4 protein-coding genes are annotated in these 5,755 nt (G+C 65.6%); all 4 read right to left on the minus strand.

Annotated elements, in window-relative coordinates:
- Nucleotides 1–1,503 (minus strand): VWA domain-containing protein (locus VFV09_15415; protein ID HEU4869099.1); only part of this gene is annotated, 1,503 nt, incomplete at its 3' end.
- 190 nt (nucleotides 1,504–1,693) lie between these two features.
- Nucleotides 1,694–4,522 (minus strand): DUF4012 domain-containing protein, encoded by a 2,829-nt coding sequence (locus VFV09_15420; protein HEU4869100.1) that lies wholly within the window; start codon nucleotides 4,520–4,522, stop codon nucleotides 1,694–1,696.
- 262 nt (nucleotides 4,523–4,784) lie between these two features.
- Entirely contained in the window at nucleotides 4,785–5,267 is a 483-nt protein-coding gene (locus VFV09_15425; protein HEU4869101.1) for a hypothetical protein, read from the minus strand.
- A gap of 133 nt (nucleotides 5,268–5,400) precedes the next feature.
- Nucleotides 5,401–5,755 (minus strand): hypothetical protein (locus tag VFV09_15430; protein HEU4869102.1); only part of this gene is annotated, 355 nt, incomplete at its 5' end.

A 5,755-nucleotide genomic window follows, 5' to 3' on the forward strand; every position in this document is an offset into this window, starting at 1 on the left:
CGCCGAGCTGCCGTCATCGGACACGGTCAGCTGTGGGTTCGGGTCGACGGCGTCGGCGGCGACGAGCTCGTAGAACCCGTCGGGGTTCTGCCCGCTCTTCGGGTTGGCGCCGGCGGCCGGGACATTGCCCGCCGGGTTGGTGGTCTCGACGCACTGCACCACCGGCGGGGTGGTGTCCACCCAGTCCTTGGTTGCGTCGTCGCACACTTGGGTGCCGGCCCCGTTGGTGAAGCAGGCCTGGATGTCGTCCTGCCCCCGCCCCGCGAGGCCCTGGACCCCGGTGTAGGTGAAGTCGGTGGTCCCATCGGCCGCCGTGACGCCGGAGTCGCCGCCCGGAGCGTTCGGCCCGGACTGGATCTCAAAGGCCACGTCGACTCCCTCCACCGGGTCGCCGAAGTCGTCCTCGACTGTTGCGGTAACGGTGTGACTGGTGTCGGCGGTGCCCAGCTCGTTGGTTGCGGTGGGCGGCGTGAGGTCGATCGTCGCCGCACACCCCCGGACGTTGACGGTGGGGCTCGGGAAGTTGACCGTGTGGCCCTCGGCGTCGATGTAGGTGACCGAGTCGTTGACCTGCTCCGCCCCGCCGGGCAGGGCCGGGTTGTGGGTGGCCGTGTAGGTCAGGGTGACCGTCTCGGTGTCCAGCTGGTCGATGGTCCAGGTCAAGACGTTGCCGGCCTGGTTCACGGTTCCCTTGCTCGCTGCTGCTCCGCTCACCGAGAAGTGGCCGTTCACCGTGTCGGTCACCGTGATGCCGGTGGCTGCCGGAACCACGATGGCGGCGCCGATGGCCTCGAAGATTGCTTCGAGCTCGCTCGAGCTCGGGGTGATGAAGACATGGCTGCCGTCCGGGTCGGTCGCCCAGTTGTTCAGCTGACCGGCGTTCACGTCGCCCAGCCCGATGGCAAAGATCTCGGTGCCGGCGGCCCGGGCCGCTGCTGCGTCGTTGTTGGGGTCCCCGCCGACGGTGGTCTGGCCGTCGGTGAACATGATCATGATCTTGTCGTTGGCGGGCTGCGACCCGGCAAGCTCGTTCTGTGCCGTCTGGAACGCCGCCTCATGGTTGGTCGCCCCGAAAGCCAAGAGGCCGTTTATGGACGATACGACCGCGCCGGCGTCCCCGGTCAGCGCTTGGTTCACCGTTGCGGTGTCGGCGAAGCTCACTACCCCGACCCGGCTGCCGTTGGCAATCGTCCCATCAAGGTTCCCGTCGGTGGCTTCGTCGATGATGTCGACGAAGGTGGATGCTCCGTTTTTCAGGTCGTTCATCGCGTCTTCCATGCTGCCGGATCGGTCCAGCACGAGAACGATGTCCACCGGGTTCCCTGCGATGCCGGTCTGGCCGTCGAGGGTCAGGGTTACGGTGGTCGACCCGTCGCAGGGGATGTCCCCCGGGCCGGCCGTTTTGTTGCCGGATACCGTTCCGTCCTGCGCCAGCGCCTGCGATGAGAGCGCAAACAGCATGGCCAGCGACAGCAGAAAAGCCGCCGCTCCGTGCCGGCTCACGGTTCTCGAATTTGAAGTGCCCCCGCTAAAGCTGTTCATCATTCCCCCCCGGGATACGTTCGTCCGGCGCCCGGATCGGCCGCCGGTTCTGGTCGTTCTAAGACTCGTCCGCGGGAGGGACGCGATCAATTCCAGGCGAACCCAAGTTTGTGGAGGGGAAGTACCTAAATTACCTGGGGACTAAGAGCGGTCAGTCCGAGGCGAGGACCCCGTTGGTCTTGTCCTTGAACGACGACCCGTATCTGATCTCGAACTCCATCTCCCGGTCCAGGATCCCGGTCCATCGCAGGTGGTTGCCCACCAGTTTCATGCCCGGGCTGTAGCTGTAGACGAAGGCGCCCTTGGGAAGCGTGATGTCGATGTTCATCTGGTCGGGGTGCAGGTTCGGCTGGTGCTGCAGCACCAGCTTGTAGCGGCCTGGCCTGGCCAGCGAGGACTGGGTACGGACGCTGAAGTTACCGTTGCTCTGCGGAGGGATCTCGAGGAACTTCGAGGCCACGCCGAGGCCGAGCTCGGTGCTGCTCTCGACCCCGCTCGGGGCTCCGTTGAGGAGGGCGTCGAGCACCGAGGTCCTCTGCGGCAGGTAGATCGAGGTGTAGGTGCGGTTGAGGCCGGGGAAGTCGTTCGGCAGGGTGGGCCCCATGATGTAGCTGGCCTTGGCCCCGGTCGGGGCGCCGTTGGTGATCTGCACCTCCACCAGGCCGCGGACGTCGGCCGGGTTGGTCAGGTCGACCTGGTAGTCGATGCGCCGCTGGGCGTAGTAGTCCAGCTTGTTGCCGCCGGCGTTCTGCCCCACCACCATCAGGTAGTCGGCGTTCTCCTCCGGCCGCAGGTCGCCGGCGAGGCCCAGGCGCTTCAGCCGGTCGATCTCGGAGGGGCTCCAGATCTGCAGGCGTTTGGTCGACACCATCTCCCCCATGGGGACCATCAGGGCGGTCGGGTTCGAGAAGTTCCCGGAGAGCAGGCGGCTCCACACCTCCTCGCCGACCTCCAGCAGGAAGCGCGAACGGTTGTCCTTCTCGGGGAACTTCTCGTATGCCTCGTTGAGGGCCAGGGGGAGGAAGTTGTCGGAGGTGATGTCGCCCACCGGCTCCACGTTGACCGGGCCGACGATGCCGAGCAGCTTGTTGAGGCCGACCGCGTCGATGGCGATCACGCCGTCGATCTCCCGTCCGGTGCCTTGCTTCCACATCGCCCCCAGGACCTGGGCTGCGGTCGGGAAGTCGGGGGTCATGTTGGTGTTCAACCAAAAGGTGCGCGAGTAGAACTTGTCGTAGTTCTTGGCGAACTCCTCGGGCGCGGGGGCCGGGGTCTTCAAGACCGGCAACTCGGTGTTGGCGTCGAACCGCTCGAGCGTGAGCTTGCCGTTCTCCGCGCTCAAGATCCCGAAAGCACCCAGGAACCCGCCGGTGGCTCTCAGCTCAACCGGGTTCTGGATGGCCAGGAACCAGGTTCGTTTGGTGCCGTCCGCAAAGAAGTGGGGGAGAAGCGCTGCGGCGTCCCCGGCCTTCTCCAGCGTCTTCGCCGCCTCGGCGCCGTCGCGGAGGAAGGTCTCCCTCACCCCTTTGATCGGCGGGAGGAGGATGCCGTCGGCCGCCTTGAGGTCGGCCAGGGCCAGGTTGGCGGACACCGCCGCACTCGACAGCTCCCGCGACGCGGGAAGCCAGGGCTCGGTGTTCAAAGCCCCGTTGTTGAAGCCGATCTCCGGCCCCGCCGGGCCCACGGGAAAGACCGACGCGGTTTTCAGCGCCTGCGTCGCAGCAGGCGCCAGAAGGCGGCCGCTGGTGGCCAGGGCGGTGGCCGCCTGAAGGTTGTCGCCCACCACGGGCAGAAATCGGGTGGGAATCGTCAGCGGCCACTTCAGCTTACGTTCGGCGCTGGCCGAAAGCTCGCCGGCCCGGGTGAACGCCGCCTGAGCGCCGGGGATGTTGAAAAGGGTGGCCTGCTCCTTGCCGTCCAGGAAGGCGGTCTTAGCTCGTTGCAGGTCCCACGCGGCCAGCGCGGCCGGGGGGACCGACAGGCCGATGAGCCCGAGCACTGCAAACGAGACGTAGCGCAAGATCGGGGGGCCTCGGCGGCTGCGAACCGGCTCCCGGCCCTCCATCGCCCGGAGGCCGAGACCGATGGCCGCGAAGACGAACACGGTGAAGAACAACAGCTTCGGGCCGGTGGTCAGTGCAACTGCAACCGACCCGGTCGCCGCCAGCGCGGCCATGGCGTGGAAGCGGGCGGCCTTGCGGGTGGAAAAGCCCATGCGGAACAGGCGGTGGGAGATGTGGTCGATGCCGCCCTTGAAGATCGGCCGCCCGCTGCCGACCCGGCCGAGGATTGCCACCGCGGCGTCCGTCGCCAGAACCGCCAGCGCGGCGACGGTCGCCAGCGGCGCCCAGCGGGGGCCAAAGTAGAGCGACACCTTGAGGGCCGACGCCCCCAGGACCAAACCGATGAACTCGGGCGACCCGGCGCCGAGGTAGACCTTCGCCCGCTTGCGGTTGTACGGGATGAACCCGAGGGCGGCGCCGCAGAGGGCCGCCACCGGGATGGCTGCGGCGGGCGTCCCGCCGAGGAAGGCGATGAACATGAGCCCGGCGGCCGTTGCGGCTGCGGTGTAACCGGCGACCCCGTTCATGTTGTCGAGCATGTTCATGGAGTTCGCCGCACCGACCAGAAGGAACACCGTCAAAAGCCAGCCGCTGAACCCGGGGAGGGCGGCCTTGAACTCCAGCCACCAGACCATGCTGGCGACCGCCGCCTGCAGGCTTCCGACTATTGCCGGAGGGGTCCGCGAGCTCCGTCGTTTGGTGTCCCGAAAGCTGATCGCAAGCAGCGCCAGCCCGCCGCCGAGGATCACCAGGGCCGACCGTTCGAGGCCGCCACCCACCAGCGACCCCATGACGGTTGCCACGCAGAGCGCGGGTCCACCGAGGTAGCTGATCTTGCGTTTGCTGCGGCTGTTCCGGAACAGGCGGGCCGCCACCATCGTGCCCAGATGGGGCCCCAGAGCGACCGCTATGGGCATCAGAACCAGGCTAAAAGCAAGCGCGATAAAAAACGCTAGCGCTGTGTGTCCTGCGACCCCGGTCATCGTTGAAACTTACTTCAGACCCTGTACCTGTGCCACTGTGGGTGGAATTCTTTGCAAACTCTCAGCGGCGGGCGAGGATCCAGACGTTGCGGCGTACGAAGTGCAGCCGGGCGGTCCGGCTGGAGACCCGTGGGCTCTCCCAAACGAAAACGACCCGCCTCGAAGGCGGGTCGTCTTTCAAATTCAGAGTGCTTGATTAATCGTTGGTGTCGGTGTCCGACTCGTCTTCGTCGGGGTCCGACTCATCCTCATCCTCGTCACGCTCGTCCCGAGAATCTTCCCGACAATCCTCGAGATCCTCGCGAGCTTCTTCGATGTCCTCCCGCAACTCGGCGATGTCTTCTCTCAGATCCGCAATCCGCTCACGAAGCCTCTCCCGCTTGCGGGCATTGGCTCCATCGAGTTCCGCTTGCAGCTCGGCAATGCGAGCCTGCTTGTTCTCGATCTGTTGCTGGAGGCGAGCGATGACTGCCTTTTCCCGAGAGCATTCGCCGTAGGGACCGGCGGAGAAGGTCATGTCGCCGAGAAGAGTTTCGCCTCCGGAACCGGCGGTGGGAACAACGGTCAGCGAACCCGACTGAGCGGCTGAGACGCTTGCGACTCCTAGCATCGCCAGACCCATCGTGACCATGAGTGCAGCTAGAGTGTATCGCCTGGGAAATGCCCTCTTTTTGACCATGTATTGCCCCCGCTCATCGTTGTAACTTCGGGATGTCTCACCGAAACGGATTACCCGATGACTCACCATACTCCAACTTTGCCAATTGATGTCAAGATGGCTAAAAAAAGATCTGGATAAATTTGCCGCCTGGTTACATAGTCCGGCGCTCGGGGCCCGCAGTCAGCTCGACGCCGATCCAGTCCCGTACGGCCCGGTCCAGACTCTCAAGGGTCAACCCGTAGATCTCCGCGCTCGCCTGCTGGGCCAGCTCAACCCTCAGCGGCGCCAGACGCGTCTCCCCTTCCCGGAACGCGTCGTAAAGCTCCATGGCCGGCCGGCCCGCGAAGAATGAGTACAGATCCCAAAAGCGCTGTTCGCCGTGGGTTTCAACCAGGTACCAAACCGTTGCGGCTGCGTACGCATATTCGGCGGCCGAGTCGCTCCCTTCGTGAGCGCCCAGCTGCGAGGTACGGCTCAGGTCGGAGAGGCGCATCGATTCGTTGGTA

The organism is Actinomycetota bacterium (assembly GCA_035759705.1).
GTDB lineage: Bacteria > Actinomycetota > CADDZG01 > JAHWKV01 > JAHWKV01 > JAJCYE01.